This is a genomic window from Bacillus sp. FSL L8-0152, assembly GCF_038006365.1.
Lineage (GTDB): Bacteria > Bacillota > Bacilli > Bacillales > Bacillaceae_G > Bacillus_A > Bacillus_A cereus.
In genome coordinates, this window is sequence record NZ_JBBOVB010000001.1 from 2,206,319 (window position 1) to 2,224,812 (window position 18,494).

Here is an 18,494-nt window from a genome sequence, read left to right on the forward strand (position 1 = left end):
TAGCTGGAGCAAAGAGGTTAGGTGGCGGGCTGTCCGTAAAAGCCCGATTGGTGAAGGTTAATAATCAGTGGGGATAAAGAAACTCCCACTGATTAAAATTTCATTATAGGATTTTCTATATTATATGTTGGATATAGAAAATCAGTCGTTACGTTACACATGTAAAGTTTCAATTTTTTCATTTACTTGCTTATCATTTGTTGCGTTACTATAAATAAAAGTTTGGCCTAAAAAGAGTACATGCAGTTGTTCCCATGGTAACATGCGCAAATTCCAATTATTTCGAAGTCTAGTTATTGCTTCACGAGGTGTTTCATCGGCGAGTGCAAAAGCTCCGTAATGCATCGGTATAAAATGCGTAGCGTTTAAATCTAAATAAGCTTGCACAGCTTCTTCAGGTGAAACATGAGATACTTTCATAAACCATTCTGGTTCATAAGCGCCAATGGGCATAAGAGCAATATCAATTAAAAAGCGTTCACCGATTTCTTTGAAACCTTGGAAATAGCCGCTGTCGCCACAAAAATATATGGTTTCCATAGTCGTTTCATTATCAATAATCCATCCGCCCCAGTGAGACGTATTCATATCAAATAAGAATCTTCTCGTCCAGTGCTGAGCAGGTACGAAGTGAAAAGAAACTTCGTTAATTATCGTACTTTCCCACCATTTATACTCTTCTACATGTTTAAATTTCTTACGAGTAAATAATTTTTTTAATCCGATAGGTACAAGATATAGAACATCATCATTCAACTGACGAAGAGTTGAAAAATCTAAATGATCATAATGACCATGTGAAATAAGGACAATATCAATTTTAGGCAGTGCTTCTATAGAGAGTCCAGGTTCTGTAAGTCTTGTAACTAGCTTTAATTTATTGGCCCATACTGGATCTGTTAATATATTAAGTCCATTCGTTTGGATAAGAAAAGTAGAATGCCCAATCCATGTGACAGTCGTTTTTTTTACATTACTTTGCAAAAATGCACTTTGTTTAACGGGTGATTGTTCTACTAAGAAAGAAAAATCTTTTTTGTTTTGCTTTCGTTCTTTACGCCAGCGTAAAAAAGAGCGAATTGATTTTTTTGTACTAACATTATCCATATTTTCATAGCGCTTTGCCATGAACATCACCTCATTTACAATCGTTGTATTTGTATTGTACCGAAATGTTGTTAAGGAATACAGTGTAAAACATGGATTAATGTTTAAGGAATTGTTAAAAAATAGGGAGAGGTATTTACAAAAGTAACAATAAAATTAGTTTTATCAATTCTATTTATAGAAATAATAGTAAAAAAATATATTTTGTCTAGTAATTCGCTTGAAATAAAGAAGTAACATACGTAAATTCGTACGATTTCGTGAACAAATGTAGTAAACAATTTTCTCGTAGTGTTAACTTTTGTTATTATAAACATAACCTATTTAAATTTAGGATAGAGAAAAGAGGTTTATAAATGAAGCGTTATCAAAAAATAATTGGTCTTATGGTTGTATTTTGTCTCTTTGTACTTGCTGGATGTAGTGAATCAGGTTCAAAGCTTCGTAAACCATTAAATTGGGATTTAGAAACTTTCCAATTTACAAATCAAGATGGAAAGCAATTTGGTACAAAAGATTTAAAAGGGAAAGTTTGGGTTGCAGATTTTATGTTCACAAATTGTCAAACAGTTTGTCCACCAATGACTGCAAATATGGCCAAGCTGCAAAAGATGGCAAAAGAAGAGAAGATAGACGTTCAGTTTGTTTCATTTAGTGTAGATCCAGACCTTGATAAGCCGGAAAATCTGAAAGCTTTTATTCAAAAGTTTACAGAGGATACTAGTAACTGGAATTTATTAACGGGATATTCGTTAGAAGATATTACGAAGTTTTCAAAAGATAATTTCCAATCACTTGTAGATAAGCCGGAGAATGGTCAGGTCATGCATGGTACATCATTTTATTTAATTGATCAAAACGGAAAAGTAATGAAAAAGTATAGTGGAATTAGTAATACGCCATATGAAGACATTATACGTGATATGAAGCGATTAGTGGATTAAAAATAAGGGTGCTATGCACCCTTATTTTTTTGCATTAGTCTATGGATAAAATGTCATGTTGTTGGGGAAGTTTCGGCGCCCGAATTTCTAATACGCCGTTTTGATAAGAAGCTTTTGCTGCTTTTTTATTAATTGAATACGGCAACTTAATCAATCTTGATGCTTCTGAAATGGAACGTTCCCGGCGATAATAGTTATGGGATGTTTCTTCTTCTTCTTCGAGTATCTCTTCTTTTACAGAGACTTTTAAGTATTCACTTTGTATTTCAATTTGAATTTGCTCTTTTTGTATACCTGGTAGTTCAGCTGTAACAACGAGTTCTTCACCAACTTCATATAAATCTACAGGGAATGTTAATAAACGGTTTCCTTTTTGGAAAAAATGATTTAAATCAGCGATTACATTGCGAAGAGGTGTTTGCTCGAAGAAATCATCAATTTGCTTTAAGTAATTACGAACCGGTGGGCGAGAAGAATCTTTTTTTTCTTCACTCATGGTATTCCCTCCTAGAAATCAATTTGCAATATCATATGACAAAAGCGGAGAAAGGTGAGTGCCTAGTTTTCATGTTTTCATAAAAAATTGTTAAAAATGTGAAATGGAGTGATTTTTTTATAGTTTTTGGTCGCCATATTCAGTTGATTATGCTAGTATAAATAGGGTTGATATAGTAGTATAGAAACAGAATGAAAACCGAAAGAGGGTAAGAAGTATGTGTGGTTTTGTAGGATGTTTATGTGAAAACCCTAGAGAGTTTTCAGAAACAGAAAAACATCAATTTGAAAATATGAACACGATGATTTTCCACCGTGGTCCAGATGACGAAGGATATTTTCGTGATGAACATGTACAATTTGGCTTCCGCCGTTTAAGTATCATTGACTTAGAGGCAGGACATCAGCCGCTAACTTATGAAAATGATCGATATGTAATTATTTTTAATGGTGAAATTTACAACTATGTAGAATTACGTGAAATGTTACTTGAAAAAGGTGCAACGTTTGCAACACAATCTGATACAGAAGTTATCATTGCATTGTATGCACATATGAAAGAAAAATGTGTAGACTATCTTCGTGGTATGTTTGCATTTATGATTTGGGATCGTGAAGAGAAGAAACTTTTCGGTGCACGTGACCACTTCGGTATTAAACCTTTATACGTCGCACAACAAGGTGATACTACATTCTTCGCATCTGAGAAGAAAAGTATTATGCATGTGATGGAAGATAAAGGAGTTAATCCAACGTCACTACAACATTACTTTACGTACCAATATGGTCCAGAGCCAGAAACATTAACAATTGATGTTAATAAAATTGAGCCTGGTCATTATTTCGTAAAAGAAATCGGTAAAGAGATGGAGATCCATCGCTACTGGAAACCTTATTTCAATGCTTCAAGCGCAACGAAAGAGGAGCATATCCAAGCAATTCGTGATGTATTATACGATTCAGTAAAAGTGCATATGCGCAGTGATGTACCAGTAGGTTCATTCTTATCTGGTGGTATCGATTCATCTATTATTGCTTCTATCGCAAGAGAAATGAATCCAAATCTTTTAACATTCTCTATTGGTTTTGAACAACGTGGTTTCAGTGAAGTTGATGTTGCCAAAGAAACTGCTGAGAAATTAGGCGTTAAAAACCATAACGTATTCATTTCAGCGAAAGAGTTTATGGATGAGTTCCCAAAAATCATTTGGCATATGGATGATCCTTTAGCAGATCCAGCAGCTGTACCATTGTACTTCGTTGCAAAAGAAGCACGTAAGCATGTAACAGTTGTTCTTTCAGGTGAAGGTGCAGACGAGCTATTTGGTGGTTATAACATTTATCGTGAGCCAAACTCACTAAAAATGTTCTCTTACATTCCTAGCCCAGGTAAGAGCGTTCTAAAAGCATTAAGTGGTGCTCTTAAAGAAGGATTTAAAGGTAAGAGCTTCCTAGAGCGTGGATGTACGCCAATTGAAGAGCGTTACTATGGAAACGCGAAAATCTTCCGTGAAGAAGAGAAAGTTGAATTAATGAAGTATTACAATGAAAGTGTTAACTATATGGATATCACGAAACCATTGTATAACGAGATTAAAGATTATGATGATGTAAGCAAAATGCAGTACATTGACATGTTCACATGGTTACGTGGTGACATTTTATTAAAAGCTGATAAAATGACAATGGCAAACTCATTAGAACTTCGTGTACCGTTCTTAGATAAAGAAGTATTCGATGTTGCATCTAAAATTCCAACTGAATTTAAGATTGCTAACGGAACTACGAAAGCTATTTTACGTGAAGCAGCACGCGGAATCGTTCCAGATCACGTATTAGATCGTAAAAAACTTGGATTCCCAGTACCAATTCGTCACTGGTTAAAAGACGAAATGCATGATTGGGCTATCAATATTATAAACGAGAGTAAAACAGAGCATTTAATCGACAAACAGTATGTATTAAACTTACTGGAAGCACATTGTGCAGATAAAGGCGATTATAGCCGTAAAATTTGGACTGTCCTTGCGTTTATGGTATGGCACCAAATTTATGTTGAGCATAAATACGATACGAATAAGTTCCATGAAGAAACAAAACGTGCGTATAGCTTAGTTTAATTAGAAAAACCTTAAGATCGCATACGGTCTTAAGGTTTTTTTCATAAATAGGAAATATTATTGATACAATAATAGTAAAAGGATGGACGACATATGATTACGTTTGAGAAAGTTACTGTAGAAAATGAAAGCGTTGTTAAAGAAATGTTTAAATCGCATAGTTTAGGTGAGAAAAAGGTACAGTACTGTGTGAAAGTTGATGATACATATATTGGTGTAATAGATTATAGTGTTCAAGAGGAACGAGCTGTTTTATCACAGCTAATTATTCATTTTGATTACCAAGGTTACGGTTATGGTGCAAATACGTATTTTACATTTGAAGAAATGATGAAACAAAGAAATGTGAAAGAAATAAAAGTGCTACAAGAGGAATTAACAGAAAAGGCGAAGTCTTTCATAGAGAGTTTTGGTTTTACTTCAGAAGATGAAGAGTATGTAAAGAAAATATAACGATGATTACTTATGCGATAAAATAAATATAAGGCAGGTGGATGTATGACGATGACTTCTGGTCTTGTCTTAATTGGAGGGTGCTTTATAGTAGCAGAATTATGTCATATACTCATTCGGAAAAGAATGAGTAAGAAAAAAAAGCCGTATGAATTACAATACGTCCCTGTCTTTTTCATTATGTTTTGTATGCTTAGTACATTACAAAATCTAATGAACTTTCCACCACTTGTGAATGTTTTTTTAAAGTTCGGTTTACTTTATAGTGGTGCTGGAATAACACTTTTATTTATTTTATTTTGCATACGTTATGTTCACTATCAATCGTATATATTTATTTTAAATTGGTTAAAGCAAGATGATAGAAAACGCCTTACATAAGGCGTTTTTTTTATTTGTAATTGTAACAGAACTTGTACATTTCACATAAAATAGGACGAGTAGCAATGCAAACATATTACAAGAAAGGGGCGGGGCAATAAAATGAAACTTGTTATAGACGCAGGGCACGGTGGATATGATTCTGGTGCTGTTGGTAATGGTTTAGTAGAAAAAAACTTAACACTTCAAATTGCTAGACGCGTTCGAGACATTTTAACGGTAAATTACCCAATTACAATTAAAATGACACGTGATAGTGATGTGTTTATTTCTTTATCGGAACGTGCTAATATTGCCAATGCTTTTGGTGCGGATTATTTTATTTCATTTCATATTAATAGCGGCGGGGGTACAGGTTTTGAAAGCTATATTTATAATGCGTTATCCAACAGCAGCACTGCATATGCAAAGCAACAAAAGATGCATACAGCAGTAAATCCTGTATTAACAAAATACGGTCTTCGTGATCGAGGAGCAAAAAAAGAAAATTATGCGGTATTAAGAGAAACCGCAATGGATGCAATTTTAACTGAGACTGCCTTTATTGATACAACGTTTGATGCAAATTTATTAAAAAATCCACAATTTATTGAAGATCTAAGTCAAGCGTATGCGAATGGAATAGCGGCTATTTTTGGAGTAGCTCCAAATCCACAACCTCCTAACCCACAACCGACACCTCAAACGAAGGGAATCGCTTATATCCTTGGGAAAAATGTAAATTTAAGAAATGGTCCATTAACTTCTTCCTCAGTTATTCGTCAATTAAATTCTCCAGAATCTTACGTTGTATATCAGGAAAGTAACGGATGGTTAGATTTGGGGAATGGACAATGGGTGTATAATGATCCTTCTTACATTAATTTTGTAAAGACAAGTAATAGTGATGGAAGTCCGATTGGGGTTGCATATATACAAGGGATGAATGTAAATTTAAGAAGTGGTCCATCAACTACATCTGCAGTTATCCGCCAATTAAATTCTCCAGAATCTTATTTAGTATATATAAATGAAAATGGTTGGTTAAACCTTGGTGGAAATCAGTGGGTATATAATGATCCATCGTATATTAAGTATACTCAATATTAGCAATTAAAATGATAATGCAATATGGATGCGTATCTTTGTTATGTATAACAAAGATACGCATTTTAATAACAACATTTATTTTCATACTTATGCCCTATGTTTTAAAAAGAAACATTAGAAAAGCGGATAGAATCTAAATAGTATATATTAAAAAAGTTTTCTGATATACATTGACAATGTATGTAGGATACATTAATCTTTAATTGTTAATGATAATCGATTTCATCTAGGGAGGACATATGATACATACTAAAAAACTAATTATGTTCTGCATTATGATACTGATGGTTGTAATTGCAGGATGTAGTAAAGAAGAGAAAAAGGAAAATGATATATCAGCGAAAGCAAAAGATTCATATACGGTAAAGCATGCAATGGGCGAAACGACAGTAAATGGTACACCTAAAAAAGTTGTTGTTTTAACGAATGAAGGTGCAGAGGCTCTTCTAGCTGTGGGCGTAACTCCAGTGGGGACTACAAAACCACGTGCTGGTGATGAATGGTATCCTCATGTAGCGAAAGAGTTAAAAAATACGGAAGTTGTAGGAACTGAACGTGATATTAATTTAGAGGCTGTAATGAAGCTTAAGCCAGATTTAATTATCGGAAATAAAATGCGTCACGAAAAAATATATGATCAGCTAAAAGAAATCGCACCAACTGTTTATGCAGAAACATTACGCGGTGATTGGAAAGAAAACTTTACGCTTTATACAAAAGCTGTAAATAAAGAAAAAGAAGGGCAAAAAGCTCTTGATGATTATAAAAAACGTATTGAAGGAATGAAAGAGAAGTTAGGCGATAAATTGAATTCTAAAGTTTCTATTATTCGTTTCGTGCCAGGTGATGTTCGTATTTATCAAAAAAACTCATTCTCGGGAGTTGTGTTAAATGATATTGGGTTTAAACGACCACCATTACAAGATAAAGATGATTTTGCGATAAAAGGAATTACAAAAGAGCAAATTCCAAATATGGACGGAGACTACTTATTCTATTTCACGTCTGATAAAGATGCAGATAAGAATAATGAAGGAAATTCGTTAGCAAAGGAATGGACAGAAGATCCACTCTTTAAGCAACTACAGGCTTCTAAAAATAATAAAGTATTCCAAGCAGATGAGGTAATCTGGAATACAGCAGGCGGTATTAAAGCTGCGAACCTTATGTTAGATGATATTGAAAAATATTTCCTTAAATAAATGATAAAATACATCACTTTTACGAAGTGATGTATTTTTTGTTTGTGAAAATACAGAAAATTCCTTCTTTCGGGGTGACATAAGTTGTACAATAAAATCAATCATGTGATAAAGGAGTGGGGAAGAATGAAAGCTACTCATAAAGATTGGATCTTGTTTAATGGGAGAATGATTAATACGAAGGAAGACCAGCCGATGGTCGCATTAGAAGAGCGCGGTTTCCAATTTGGTGATGGTATTTATGAAGTATTTAGACTATACGATGGCAAGCCTCATTTATTAGATTTACATTTAGAACGATTCTTTAACTCTATGGCAGAAATAAAACTAATTCCACCATTTACGAAGGAAGAATTAGTAGAAGAGTTATATCAAATGATTGAAAAAAATCAATTTCAAGAAGATGGGAATGTATATTTACAAATATCAAGAGGTGCACAACCGCGCAATCATGTATATGAATCAGATTTACAACCGACATATTTTGCAAATCTTGTTTCGTTCCCAAGACCAGTTGCTTCAATGGAGGCAGGGATTAAGGTAACAGTAGAAGAGGACATCAGGTGGAAGTTTTGCCATATAAAATCTTTAAATTTACTTCCTAATATTATGATCAAAAACAAAATAAATGAACAAGGATATCAAGAAGCAATATTAGTACGGGATGGCATTGTGACTGAAGGGTGTCATTCCAATTTCTTTATTGTGAAAAATAATAAGTTAATTACACATCCAGCGGATCATTTCATTTTACATGGTATTACACGTCACTACGTGATTACATTAGCGAAAGAGTTACATATCGAAGTAGAAGAACGAGAGTTTTCGTTACAAGAAGTATATGAAGCTGATGAGTGCTTCTTTACAGCGACGCCACTTGAAATATTCCCAGTCATTCAGATTGGTGATGAACAGTTTGGAGCTGGTGAAAGAGGACCAATTACGAAAAAATTACAAGCTGCATATGAAGAGAGTATTCGTTTGTTTAAAGTGACAAATTAATCATGAAGAAAAAAGCTGGTATTCTTCCGGCTTTTTTTCATGATATAATTCAAGCATAGGACAAGTTTTGAAAACGCTGTAAAAAGGGGATTTAATATATGAATTATGAAGATTTTAAAGAAGTAATTCACGGAAGACGAAGTGTTAGAAAGTTTAAAGATCAAGAAGTATCTACTAATGATATAAAAGAAATAATTGATTGTGCGCGTTACGCACCGAGTGATACGAATTCACAAACGTGGGAATTCTTAGTTATCATGAATCGAGAGAAGATTAAAGAAATTGAACAAATGACATGGGATGCATTACATAAACTTGCGGCAAAAGCAGCAGAAAATGGAGAAGAGAAAGCAGGGAAATTACTTACACGTTCTTTCGGACCATATGCAACAGCTTTCTCGGAGGCACCAGTATTAATCGTATGTTTGGCAACACCATATGAATCAAAGTTCCGTGAAAAGATATTTGATCCAATTGCTTTTGTTCCAGATTCAGTTTGGGAAGAAGAAGGGATTAAGAGTAGCTGTTTAGCGGCACAAAACTTAATGTTAGCTGCACATGCAAAGGGACTTGGTACTTGTCCAATGACAGGGCCAGTATTGCTAGCTCAAGATGAACTGCGCCAATATTTACAAATTGAGCCTGAAAAACAAATAAATATGGTTATTTCACTAGGATTTCCGAAAGATAAGCCAAAAAAACTTCCAAGAAAAGAAGTAGAAGAAATCACAACATTTGTTTTTTAAAGTGCTACATAGAAAAGACATTGGACATATCAATGTCTTTTTATTTTTGAGGGGGTATTATATCGATTTGTTGGGCTAAAATGATAAATAAGAAGGAATTACTATTTATTTCATAAAAAAAATTAATGTTCTATTAAGGAAAGTATGATACATTAATCGTGAGCAAGCTTCTATATGTTCATAAAAGTTTTAAAAGTTGTCTTAAAATTTAAAAGTTATTTTTGTATAATAAATTATAATCAAATGACAGGGGGGATGAATTTTGAAAAAATTCATAATCACTGGATTGTCTGTATTGTTATTAGTAGGTTGCGGTGCTCCACAGGAAAAAGAGGACGCGCAATCAAAACAGGAAGAACAAGTTGTAAACGCAAGTGATGAGAATATGGTTGTATTTCCTGAAGGTGCAATGTCAATTGGAGAAGGGAAAGTAAAAGTTATTACTCCAGATGGTACTTCTGAAAATGGCAATATACCGACTGTATTCATTAAAAAGGATACTTTAATTCAGCAAGTTGAATTAGAACTTTCTAATTTTCAAAGTGATAAAGAAACCTTCATATTTGTAGATCAAATGTATACAGATAGACATCAAGTAACTAGTACAACGCAGACAACAGTACAATTAAAAGAAAAGACGCTTGAAACAGGTAGTCATACGATTACTGCAGTTCAGTATGAAAACAATGACCCGAAAGGAAAGGTTATTAGTTTTAATCAAGCAACATTTGAGACAAAGCCTGCGTCTTAATAAGAATAAAAAGTACATTACTTAAAAAAGTAGTGTGCTTTTTTATTTGGACTAGAGTGTGCAAGAGTGAATAACTTGTTTCGTTTTCTAATACGATTAAATAGGAAGAAATCACTTGCTACTACTATGACAGAGAAAGAGGTTGAAGATGTGAATCGGTGTATTCGTATCGTCTTGATTAGTATAATGATGGCAGTAATTTGGTTTACGATACAAGAGGTGATTCAAATTACGTTTAATTACCAAATTCATGACTTAGTAATAGGAGCTAGTTGTTTTACCATTGTGTATCTATTATATCCCGCATTAATGGGCAGTAAGACCTCGCCTTAAAAATCGGTATATGTGAGGAGATTAGGTGGGAGATCAACTGTCCGATTGGTTTAACTAATAATCATTGGAGATGAACAAACTCTCCAATGATTAAAGTTTCACTTTATGATAAACTCGAATTAAGGTAAGTTTTACAAGAAAAATGTAGGTATTTCATTTGAAATGTCGAATAGTACATACGATGTCGTAATAACAAATTTTCTATTGTTTACTGTGAAACAGAAGAAGGAGAGATAGTAGTTATGAAACGAGCTCTTATTAATATTGATTATACATATGATTTTGTAGCGGAAAAAGGTGCTTTAACTTGCGGAAAACCAGGTCAAGAAATTGAGAAGGAAATTGTACATATAACGACGCAATATATTGAAAATGGAGATTACGTTGTCTTTGCGATTGATAAACATGAAAAAAATGATGTATATCATCCAGAATCAAAATTATTCCCACCCCATAATATAGCTGGTACAAGTGGAAGAGATTTGTTTGGGGAATTACAAGATGTATACGAAACATATAAAAATGCTGAAAATGTATATTACATGGATAAAACACGATATAGTGCATTTGCAGGAACCGACTTAGAAATGAAGTTAAGAGAAAGAGGAATAGAAGAAGTTCATCTTGTAGGTGTTTGTACTGATATTTGTGTTCTTCACACAGCAGTAGACGCTTATAATAAAGGATTTAAAATTGTTGTTTATGAAAAGGCAGTTGCATCTTTTAATGCGCAAGGGCATGAATTTGCACTTGGACATTTTAAATCTTGTTTACATGCAGAAGTGAAATGAAATAGAGGCCTTTAAAAAGGTCTCTTTTTTGCGTTTAAACTGAGACGACATTTTGTTCAATTAATTTTTTTATGAATGGGTTAATATTTTGTGGTAGCTCATTTAAAGTAAAAAATTGTACATGTAATGATTCGACTCCATCAGCTTTTAGCAAGCCACCTGTAATATCTTTGCAAAGGTAAGCGATTGTTATAGGGGAAAATTCATCTCCGTTCGGTAATTTCACAAAACATTCTTTACCTGAAAACACAGTTGCTAGCTGAAGTGTACCAATTTCGATTCCGGTTTCTTCAAGTACTTCTCGTCTTCCAGCTGCTTCTATAGATTCACCAAGTTCTACAAAACCTCCTGGAACGCCCCACATGCCATTTCGCCTTTGTTGTAGTAGTATTTGTCCTTGTTCATTGAAAACAGCTACCGCAACGCCTGCTAAATTAAGCGGTCTTGATCCAACAACTTCTCTTAGTTCTTCAATATATCCCATTGCTTGTAACCCTCGTGAGTAATAATATTTTCAAATGAACTATTCGATATTATGTAAATGTTTTCCTTTTATTGGGATGGGTTGTGTAGTCTTAAAGTGAAGTCATAAAAAAATTCAATTGCTAGCTCCCTTTAGGTTATGAAAAAGGGTATATTTATAGAAGAATGTCTAATGAATTTTAAAAATATAGCAGCTTTGTATAGAATTTTTATTAGTTAAGGAAGTGGATGGATGAGTTTATTAACGTATACTGAAGAATTTTTTAATTATGTAAGGGAGTTTTTACTTTTAAGATTTTTACTATTTGCTTTAGTTTTAATCATTATTTCGTTTGTAATAAACCGGATTATTGATTGGTTTTTTAGGAAATCAAGCTTTTTTGATGAAGAGGTAGAGCAGACGATTCAAAGTGTAATTCGATCTATTTTTAGATATATCATTATCATCAGTCTTATCATATATTTAATTAGCCAATTTGTAGATATAAAAAGTATTATTGCAGGTGCAGGGATAGCTGGAGTTGTCATCGGTTTTGCAGCACAACAGATGCTAAAAGATGTTATATTAGGCTTTGCAAGATTAGCGGACAAAGAGTTTCGAGTTGGTGATTTTGTAACTTTTAACGGAACAAATTCAGGAACTATTGAAGAGATTAGTATTCGTTTTATGCAAATTCGTGAATGGTCAGGAAAACTACTTACCATCCCGCACGGAGAGATTAGAACAATACAAAATTTTAATAAAGGATGGATGCGTGTAATTGAACGCATCACGGTAAGTTATCAGGAAGATCCAACAAGAGTGAAGGAATTGTTAGAAGAAGTATGTGTTATATGCAATGAAAAATTGGATCAAACTCTTTATAGAGTAGAGGATGACGCTGTTGAGCCATTTAAATACGTCGGTGTTACAGACTTAAATCCTAACTTGAAATATGTTGGCTATGAATTTTGTATTACAGGTTTAATAAAGCCAGAAGATTATTTTGAAACTTCTAGACAAGTAAGATTTGAATTAATGTCTATGTTTCATAAGAATCAAGTGCAAATGCCAGCAGCGAATATGGTTGTTACTACTGAAAATTTACAGCATATCCATGGTGGAAAATCTTTATCGGACAGCTAAAGTAGAATCGTTTGTTAACAAAAATTCTGATTCCAACATTGGATAGAATAACAATAATAAAATGATTGATATAAAGAAAGGGCTGAAGAGATTCGGTTCTTTTTTTTATTTGTAGAATTTAGAAATTTCTTAATGTTATAATTGTAGTTGGTGATGAGAATGAACTTTGAAGAAAAAGAGATGCATCGTTTAGAAGCATTAAAAGAAATTGCTGAATTATTAAATGAAGCAACAAACTTACAGGATATGTTAGAAAAAGTGTTGCATACATTGTTACAAGTAATGAATTTACAAACAGGGTGGATATTCTTTATTGATGAAAGTGGAAAGCATAGCATGCTTGTAGACGAAAATTTACCAGAGGCTCTTACGTGGCAAGAGAAGAAGCCGATGTGTGAAGGAAACTGTTGGTGTGTAGAACGTTTTGTGAATGGGAGATTAGAAAAAGCGACTAATATTATTGAATGTAAGCGAATAGAAGATGCAATTGAATGTAATTGGGGAGAGACAGAAGATGTTACACATCATGCGACAATTCCGCTTAGGTCTGGATCAGAAAAATTTGGTCTACTAAATGTGGCTGCGCCTCATAAGACTCATTTTTCAGAGGAAGAGTTAGCATTATTAGAATCAATTGCATTTCAAATTGGAACAACAATACAACGTATTCAGTTAGTTGAGAAAGAACGTAAATATGTAGTGGTAGCGGAAAGAAATCGACTTGCACGTGATTTACATGATTCAGTAAAACAATTGTTATTTTCTATTATGCTAACAGCGAAAGGTACTTTGAATATGACGCAAGATAGAGAATTGCAAGAGATGTTAAGTTATATTGGAGAATTATCACAAGAAGCATTACAAGAGATGACTCTATTAATTTGGCAATTAAGACCTGAAGGATTAGAGAAAGGGTTAGCAGAAGCAATTCAAAATTACGGGAAGTTATTAGGAGTTCAAGTGGAAGTTCGAATTGATGGGATGGTTTCAATTGGGGATGAAATAGAAGAAGTTTTATGGCGTATTAGCCAAGAGGCGCTACATAATTGTAAAAAGCATGCTTCGTGTGAAAAGGTACATGTTCTTTTGAAAATAGAAAATAACCAGTTACATTTTTACATAGAAGATAATGGAATAGGATTTATCCAAGAGCAAGTAAGGGAGTCAGCACTTGGCCTGAAAAGTATGAAGGAACGTATTCAGTTAATGAAGGGGTCGTTTCAAATTATAACAGAGCTGAGAAAGGGTACAAAAATAGAAATTCAATTGCCGATTTGAAGGGGAGAATAAGATTGAAGATTAAATTGCTACTAGTTGAGGATCATCATATCGTTCGAAGAGGACTTGTATTCTTTTTGAAAACGAGAGAAGAATTTGAAATTATTGGGGAAGCGGAAAATGGCGAAGAGGCATTACATTTCGTGCAAAAAGAAAGACCGGATGTCGTACTAATGGATGTATCGATGCCGAAAATGGATGGAATTGAGGCAACAAAACGTCTAAAGCAATACGATGAGACGATAAAGGTACTTATATTAAGTAGTTTTTCAGAGCAAGATTATGTTATACCAGCACTTGAAGCTGGAGCAGATGGTTATCAATTAAAAGAAGTACAACCTGAGCAACTTGTCGCTTCTATTATTGCAGTACATCAAGGAAATGCGAATTTTCACCCGAAAGTAACACCTGCATTAATGGGGCGTACCGCAGTAAAGAAGGAAATAGAAAATCCTTTTTCAATGTTAACGAAAAGAGAGCAAGAGGTACTTCGCGAAATTGCGAAAGGAAGAAGCAACAAGGAGATTGCAGCAGAACTTCATATTACAGAACAAACTGTGAAAACACACGTTTCAAACGTTTTAGCTAAATTGGAAGTGGATGATCGTACGCAAGCCGCATTATACGCAGTGAAGCATGGGGAGGATTATTCATAAGCATGAATAATTCTGTTATATCGTATGACAGAATACATAGGAGCAATTAAAATTTATAGTAATCCCTAATATAGGTTTTTCTTCTTTCAATAATTAGGTACAATAAAGTTAAACTAATCGGTTTTTACAGGATAAAGCTACGATAGAAGAGGAGGATATGCTATGCCTGGTACAAGGAGTGGGATTGGAAAGATTCAGGCTTCGTTAAATGGTTTATCACCGAAATTGCGAAGTATTGCCGAACATATTTTGAAACATCCACAAGATGTTGTACATAAATCTATTACAGAATTAGCTGAAGTTACGAGTAGTTCCGAAGCGACGATATTCCGCTTATGTAAACACCTTGGTTTGCAAGGTTTTCAAGATTTAAAGATTACATTAGCTCGTGAAATTGTACATACACCGATGCAAAATATTCATGAAGAGGTATCAGCAGAAGATAGTATGGTAACTGTTGCTAAAAAAGTTTTTCATTCGCATATTACAGGACTGCAAGATACTTTACATTTGCTAAATGAAACAGCACTTGAGCAGGCTGTACGAGCTTTGCAAGAAGCAAGGCGAATTGAGTTTTATGGAAATGGTGGCTCTGGTATTATTGCGATGGATGCGTATCATAAGTTTATGAGAACGGGTATTTCTTGTATCGCTCATACTGATTCGCATTTTCAAATTATGGGAGCAGGTTTACTCTCGGAAAATTCAGTTGTTATTGGCATTTCTCATTCTGGTAGCAATAAAGGGTTACTTGAAGCGTTAGAAGTAGCGAAAGCAAGAGGGGCCAAAATTATTGCGATTACGAGCTATAAGAAATCAGCATTAAGTCAACTTGCTGATATTACGTTATATACATCAACACGTGAGACTGAGTTCCGCACAGAAGCAAGTTCATCACGATTAGCACAGTTAAGCTTATTAGATACTTTGTATGTAGGGTTGTCGTTGCAGCGACAAGAGGAAACGCTAAAAAATTTACAAAGTATACGTGAAACGATTTCGATGAAACGAATATAAAAAAAGCTCTTCAAATGAAGAGCTTGTAGACTGTAGACAAACTATTTTTGGAGAGTTCAAATGCTAAAAAAAATAGTTTGTCTCTTGTTTTATTGATAATTTATCCAATTATATTTATATATAGTGATTATTATATTGGAATTTACTATAGGCGAGGAAGGTGTCTTATGAAAATATCTGTTTATGTTGCAAGTGCATTTAGCAAGGATCATAAAGGCGGAAATAAAGCAGGAGTGGTATTTATTGAGAATACAAATACATTGACCACTACTCAAAAAATGACAATAGCGAAACAACTGGGTTATGCGGAAACCGCATTTATATCAGAATCTGAAATTGCTGATTATAAATTTGAGTATTTTACACCAAAAGAAGAAGTTGATTTATGTGGTCATGCCACAATCGGATTTTTCACGATACTGATGCATTTAAATAAAAATTTCAAGAATCGCTATACGATTGAAACGAACAGCGGTGTTCTTACTATTACTATAAAAGATGACATCATATTCATGGAACAAAACAAACCGATATTCTATGATGTTGTATCTCCAAACGAGTTCATCGACTGTTTTGACATTAAAGATATAGACAATAATTACCCAATTCAAATTGTCTCCACGGGCTTAAAAGATATTTTAATTCCTATAAAAAGCGAAACACAATTACATGCGCTACAACCTAATTTTGAAAAAATTAAAGAAATCAGCAAGTATTATAATGTTGTCGGGATGCATCTATATACTTTTAATGACAATCGAATTATATGCAGAAATTTTGCTCCACTATACGACATTAATGAAGAAGCAGCGACTGGAACTTCAAACGGTGCATTAGCTTGCTACCTTTATGAACAGCACTACTTGCAAAAAGAAGTCTATGTATTTGAACAAGGTTATTCATTACACTTGCCTTCTGAAATATTAGTTAAATTAGCAACCAATAGCAAAAATAAAATAGAAAAAGTTTATGTTGGCGGTAAAGGCTATTACTGTGAAACTAAGTGTTTAAATATAGAAAATATTGAGTGAAGAGCTTTTTTATCGATGAGAAGTTTGTTACTGTATTTTCTTTTAGAAATGTATGACTTACTTATAGTCAGTGATAAACTTTCATTTTTAAAAATTTAAAATAAAGACCGATTTGTGTAATAATTCAAATATTGTTCATAATTTCACAATTTGTTTATGAAGTGTCATGTTATGATGAAGATGTAATGATGATTGAACACTTAAATTTGGTACAATAACTAGCCAAAGTAGTGAGGAAAGTAGTTGTGAGATAAACTCATTAAAACGCTAAAACACTAAAACACTAAAGGGGAGATCACATATGAAAGCAGTAGTGGTTAATAAAAACAGCAAAGCAAACATCGAAGTGATTGAAAAAGAATTACGTCCGTTACGCTCAGGCGAAGCGTTAGTAGATGTAGAGTATTGTGGAGTTTGCCACACTGATTTACACGTTGCGAATCATGATTTTGGTAACACTGATGGCCGTATTCTTGGTCATGAGGGTGTAGGTATTGTTACGAAAATAGCTGATGATGTTAATTCGCTAAAGATAGGTGACCGTGTAAGTATTGCATGGATGTTCCAATCTTGTGGACGTTGTGAATATTGCGTAACTGGTAGAGAAACATTTTGCCGTGAAGTTAAAAACGCAGGTTATTCAGTAGATGGTGGTATGGCTGAACAATGTATCGTTACAGCTGATTATGCGGTAAAAGTACCAGAAGGATTAGATCCTGCTCAAGCATCATCAATTACATGTGCTGGTGTAACTACATATAAAGCTATTAAAGTATCAGATATTAAACCTGGTCAACCTATTGTAATCTATGGCTGCGGTGGATTAGGTAACTTAGCTATCCAATATGCTAAAAATGTATTTGGTGCAAAGGTAATCGCAGTAGACATTAATGACGACAAATTAGCCTTAGCGAAAGAAGTTGGTGCTGATATGACTATCAATCCAATTTCTCAAGGTCCTGCTGATAAAATTGTTCAAGAGGAGCTTGGTGGCGCTTATGCTGCGGTAGTAACAGCAGTCTCTAAAGTAGCCTTTAACTCAGCAGTTGATGCAGTACGTGCTTGCGGTAAAGTAGTTGCAGTAGGGCTACCAGTAGAAACAATGGACTTAAACATCCCGCGACTTGTACTGGATGGAATTGAAGTAGTTGGTTCTCTAGTGGGTACTCGTAAAGATTTGGAAGAGGCGTTTATGTTTGGGGCAGAAGGAAAAGTAGTGCCGGTTGTTCAAACTTGTTCGCTAGATAAAGTACAAAATGTATTCGAAGAAATGGAACAAGGTAGAATTCAAGGGCGTATGGTAATTGATTTTAAAAAACATAATTGTGATTGCAAATAATTCACTTTAAATATAAAAAGCATGAGTCTAGCAAAGGACATGTAAAAAAGTTAGACAGCATAAGAAGATGATCCCTGTATTTAATAGGGATCATCTTCTTTATTTTCTACTAATATCGATGCCAATTAATACTTGATTAATGAGAAATGA

Annotated in this window: 20 protein-coding genes; 17 read left to right on the plus strand and 3 right to left on the minus strand. The window is 34.0% G+C overall.

From position 1 onward, the window contains the following. Positions 1-153: 153 nt before the first annotated feature. Positions 154-1,128 (minus strand): MBL fold metallo-hydrolase, encoded by a 975-nt coding sequence (locus MHH27_RS11230; protein WP_001129640.1) that lies wholly within the window; start codon positions 1,126-1,128, stop codon positions 154-156. Between the two features lie 335 nt (positions 1,129-1,463). On the opposite strand from MHH27_RS11230, the gene MHH27_RS11235 reads away from it, so the two are divergent. Beyond that, positions 1,464-2,051, plus strand: a complete 588-nt coding sequence (locus tag MHH27_RS11235; RefSeq protein WP_000833332.1) for an SCO family protein — start codon at positions 1,464-1,466, stop codon at positions 2,049-2,051. Between the two features lie 34 nt (positions 2,052-2,085). On the opposite strand, the gene MHH27_RS11240 is transcribed toward MHH27_RS11235, so the two are convergent. After that, the gene (locus MHH27_RS11240) at positions 2,086-2,547 is read right to left on the minus strand and encodes an Hsp20/alpha crystallin family protein (RefSeq protein WP_001288086.1); all 462 of its coding nucleotides are present in this window, start codon (positions 2,545-2,547) and stop codon (positions 2,086-2,088) included. A gap of 217 nt (positions 2,548-2,764) precedes the next feature. Here MHH27_RS11240 and asnB point away from each other — a divergent pair, with 217 nt between their 5' ends. The 10 genes from asnB to MHH27_RS11290 all read left to right on the plus strand — a co-directional run bounded on the left by asnB (position 2,765) and on the right by MHH27_RS11290 (position 11,414). Next, complete coding sequence (gene asnB / locus MHH27_RS11245) at positions 2,765-4,666, plus strand: asparagine synthase (glutamine-hydrolyzing) (RefSeq protein ID WP_000333826.1); 1,902 nt, start codon at positions 2,765-2,767, stop codon at positions 4,664-4,666. A gap of 93 nt (positions 4,667-4,759) precedes the next feature. Then, entirely contained in the window at positions 4,760-5,119 is a 360-nt protein-coding gene (locus MHH27_RS11250) for a GNAT family N-acetyltransferase (RefSeq protein ID WP_000627519.1), read from the plus strand. Between the two features lie 51 nt (positions 5,120-5,170). Beyond that, the gene (locus MHH27_RS11255; protein WP_000200465.1) at positions 5,171-5,500 is read left to right on the plus strand and encodes a hypothetical protein; all 330 of its coding nucleotides are present in this window, start codon (positions 5,171-5,173) and stop codon (positions 5,498-5,500) included. Positions 5,501-5,602: 102 nt separating this feature from the next. Beyond that, positions 5,603-6,589 (plus strand): N-acetylmuramoyl-L-alanine amidase, encoded by a 987-nt coding sequence (locus MHH27_RS11260; protein WP_340942557.1) that lies wholly within the window; start codon positions 5,603-5,605, stop codon positions 6,587-6,589. Between the two features lie 239 nt (positions 6,590-6,828). Continuing rightward, positions 6,829-7,791 carry an ABC transporter substrate-binding protein gene (locus tag MHH27_RS11265; protein ID WP_340942560.1) on the plus strand — a complete coding sequence of 321 codons (963 nt, stop codon included), beginning with the start codon at positions 6,829-6,831 and terminating at the stop codon, positions 7,789-7,791. A 126-nt stretch (positions 7,792-7,917) separates the two neighbouring features. Further along, positions 7,918-8,793, plus strand: coding sequence for a D-amino-acid transaminase (gene dat / locus MHH27_RS11270; RefSeq protein WP_340942561.1), 876 nt, complete (start codon positions 7,918-7,920; stop codon positions 8,791-8,793). Positions 8,794-8,891: 98 nt separating this feature from the next. Further along, positions 8,892-9,539 carry a nitroreductase family protein gene (locus MHH27_RS11275; protein ID WP_001105280.1) on the plus strand — a complete coding sequence of 216 codons (648 nt, stop codon included), beginning with the start codon at positions 8,892-8,894 and terminating at the stop codon, positions 9,537-9,539. A gap of 262 nt (positions 9,540-9,801) precedes the next feature. Continuing rightward, a complete protein-coding gene (locus MHH27_RS11280) occupies positions 9,802-10,290 on the plus strand; it encodes a hypothetical protein (RefSeq protein ID WP_000713495.1) in 489 nt (162 codons plus the stop codon). 66 nt (positions 10,291-10,356) lie between these two features. Further along, entirely contained in the window at positions 10,357-10,623 is a 267-nt protein-coding gene (locus tag MHH27_RS11285; protein ID WP_033667345.1) for a hypothetical protein, read from the plus strand. A gap of 242 nt (positions 10,624-10,865) precedes the next feature. Then, entirely contained in the window at positions 10,866-11,414 is a 549-nt protein-coding gene (locus MHH27_RS11290) for a cysteine hydrolase family protein (protein ID WP_000816771.1), read from the plus strand. Positions 11,415-11,448: 34 nt separating this feature from the next. On the opposite strand, the gene MHH27_RS11295 is transcribed toward MHH27_RS11290, so the two are convergent. Continuing rightward, the gene (locus MHH27_RS11295; RefSeq protein ID WP_258131619.1) at positions 11,449-11,898 is read right to left on the minus strand and encodes an NUDIX hydrolase; all 450 of its coding nucleotides are present in this window, start codon (positions 11,896-11,898) and stop codon (positions 11,449-11,451) included. Positions 11,899-12,129: 231 nt separating this feature from the next. Here MHH27_RS11295 and MHH27_RS11300 point away from each other — a divergent pair, with 231 nt between their 5' ends. From MHH27_RS11300 to adhP, 6 genes are all read left to right on the plus strand, one after another. Then, the gene (locus tag MHH27_RS11300; RefSeq protein ID WP_069355526.1) at positions 12,130-13,023 is read left to right on the plus strand and encodes a mechanosensitive ion channel family protein; all 894 of its coding nucleotides are present in this window, start codon (positions 12,130-12,132) and stop codon (positions 13,021-13,023) included. 180 nt (positions 13,024-13,203) lie between these two features. Beyond that, entirely contained in the window at positions 13,204-14,301 is a 1,098-nt protein-coding gene (gene casK / locus MHH27_RS11305) for a two-component system sensor histidine kinase CasK (RefSeq protein ID WP_170925745.1), read from the plus strand. A gap of 14 nt (positions 14,302-14,315) precedes the next feature. Continuing rightward, complete coding sequence (gene casR / locus MHH27_RS11310) at positions 14,316-14,957, plus strand: two-component system response regulator CasR (RefSeq protein WP_000694630.1); 642 nt, start codon at positions 14,316-14,318, stop codon at positions 14,955-14,957. A 162-nt stretch (positions 14,958-15,119) separates the two neighbouring features. Next, positions 15,120-15,974: a MurR/RpiR family transcriptional regulator gene (locus MHH27_RS11315; protein WP_001119651.1), complete on the plus strand. Its 855-nt coding sequence runs from the start codon at positions 15,120-15,122 to the stop codon at positions 15,972-15,974. Between the two features lie 167 nt (positions 15,975-16,141). Further along, positions 16,142-17,005: a PhzF family phenazine biosynthesis protein gene (locus tag MHH27_RS11320; protein WP_258131617.1), complete on the plus strand. Its 864-nt coding sequence runs from the start codon at positions 16,142-16,144 to the stop codon at positions 17,003-17,005. 301 nt (positions 17,006-17,306) lie between these two features. Continuing rightward, positions 17,307-18,344 carry an alcohol dehydrogenase AdhP gene (adhP, locus tag MHH27_RS11325; RefSeq protein ID WP_000649129.1) on the plus strand — a complete coding sequence of 346 codons (1,038 nt, stop codon included), beginning with the start codon at positions 17,307-17,309 and terminating at the stop codon, positions 18,342-18,344. Positions 18,345-18,494 lie beyond the last annotated feature (150 nt).